Origin of the sequence: Bradyrhizobium sp. NAS80.1 (genome assembly GCF_001908205.1) — a bacterium.
In the GTDB taxonomy this organism is placed as follows: domain Bacteria; phylum Pseudomonadota; class Alphaproteobacteria; order Rhizobiales; family Xanthobacteraceae; genus Bradyrhizobium.
Genome location: NZ_LGHL01000381.1, coordinates 1 through 1,882, shown reverse-complemented (window position 1 = coordinate 1,882; position 1,882 = coordinate 1). Strand labels below are relative to the sequence as shown.

At 52.3% G+C, this 1,882-nt stretch carries 3 protein-coding genes; all 3 read right to left on the bottom strand.

All coding sequences use genetic code 11. From position 1 onward, the window contains the following. The coding region (locus tag AC629_RS48070; protein ID WP_210419231.1) for a hypothetical protein at positions 1–339 on the bottom strand (339 nt) is incomplete at its 3' end. Beyond that, entirely contained in the window at positions 332–1,273 is a 942-nt protein-coding gene (locus AC629_RS43640) for a CBASS oligonucleotide cyclase (RefSeq protein WP_084810754.1), read from the bottom strand. The genes AC629_RS48070 and AC629_RS43640, both read right to left, overlap by 8 nt. 3 nt (positions 1,274–1,276) lie before the next feature. Next, positions 1,277–1,882 (bottom strand): hypothetical protein (locus tag AC629_RS47510; protein ID WP_502693120.1); only part of this gene is annotated, 606 nt, incomplete at its 5' end.

Sequence of the window (1,882 nt, the reverse complement as noted above, 5' to 3'; positions counted from 1 at the left end):
TCCCGTTTCACCTCGGCATACATTTGTAAAGCTGCGCTGATGCGCCTCGCTACGTCCTCGCCAATCTGCTTTGAATTGAATGAGCGTCAGCGCGAAGGTGAGCGCACCAAGTAGTCCGATCCAAAGCTGTGCCTCGAAATGAGGGGGAGTGAGCCAAGGCGTGAGATGGGGGTCGACAAATCCCATGCATGTCGTCCACGCTGCCAGCAAGAGCACTGCGACATCACTGATATATTGCGTTCGCGCGAAGCGATCTCGCAACGCAGCGTGTGCGCTACAAAGCTGATCTGCTCTCCGCTGCATTTGCTCGATTTGCGATCTTAGAGGAGATTCATTCATCAGCTAATCCAAAGATTGCCTTCCACTGATCGTGGGACATGTGAGCGCTTGCGTTTCGCATCCGCTTTGCAATTCTTCCTAAAATGTGGCTCGAGGCGATGCGCTGGGGGCCGTTTGCGTCGCCGAGGTAGCCGTCAACGTGAACCGATTGACCGGTGCTGTCCCGTATCGGTGTAAGCACTAGGTCACGGGCCCGCTCAAAGAACACGGGGAGCATCGCCGCCGTCGTTTTTGTGCCCTCGTATTCTCTAAAGGCAGCTATAGCTAGACTCTCGACGTGGTATCCCGAAAGGCGCTGCGTCTCAGGCAAGGTGCCAATGATCGCTTTTGCCAACTTGATTGTAGGGACAAGCTTACCACCGCACTCTTCGTTTCGTGCAGTTAGTGCCTTCTGGAATTTTTCAGGCGCGATATGAGACCAGTCGTCGCGCAGAAAGGAAGGGACCTTCAGTCCGCTATTGGTGTGAAATGCGGGAAGCAACTGAATCTGCATCGCATCGTCGTACTCGATTGTCACGGCGAGGCGTCCAGCTCCGACCTCAGCGGAGGAGGGGACTGCACCCCTTATAATGTCGCTGACTTTCTTCAGCGCAACAGAAGGCTTGTCGCTCGCAAAATCCGATTGGCTGAACACTAAGAGTGAATCTATGTCGCTAATCCCATCAACATACGTGTGCTTTGCGACGGACCCGCCGAATAGCAAATCCGCGGAAGTCTCCAGGGCGTCGCTGAGTTCGTCTTTTATTTCTGAGAGACGATTCTGAACAAGGCCGACGTCACGACTATTGGCAGAAGCGAGTAGCTCGCCGAGCAAGGAGCTTAGGTCTGCCTCAAAAGCCTTTACGGCGGTTTCATCTTCTGCCTTTCGAACCTGTTTGGCTAGTTGCTCCGGAGTTCTATGTTGGAAGACGTTTCCGCCGCCGCCACCACCCATTTTTTAGTCTCCCGCAATTTCAGCGCACATTTCTTGATAGGCGCTTCTTATAAGGTCGTCGTGTTTGCCAAAGTGCTCAAAGCTGCCATCGTTGATGTGCTTAAGCATGTTAAGGCGCATCTGCCTCATATACTGGTAGTTGTTGGACCAGCAGCGACCTTCTACGATGTCTGAATTGATGCTGATCGGCAATTTAAGGGCTCCATACGAATGACGATAGAGCGTGTCGCCTTCTGAAAATGCGTATCGAAGCCAAGTGAGCCCATCAAATACGTCGGCTCCCGCTAAGAAGAAAAGGTAGGTTGAAATCGTATCTAAACTTCCGAAGATGTGTATGGGCAGGTCGGGATAATGTTTATCGAGCGCTTTTCGAAGCCGAGCAACATTCGCCATCCGCGTCAGGATTGAATCTCCAATCTCCTTTTCAGTAACTCCGACAACAGCGAAATCTCTGAGCCTGCCGAGATGTGGTGTGATGCGATCGAGATGTAGTCTGATTCCTTTTTCGCCTTCTGGTTTGAACAATATCGCTCGGGCGTGCTCGCCCGATGGAATAGCAAGCTTTCGAGCTCGTTCAATCTGATCCTTTGTGTCGATCCGGTACTTGGG

What these genes read in the sequence shown, in the direction of transcription:
- AC629_RS43640 (WP_084810754.1), bottom strand. Translation starts at nt 1,273, where the DNA reads ATGGGTGGTGGCGGCGGCGGAAACGTCTTCCAACATAGAACTCCGGAG.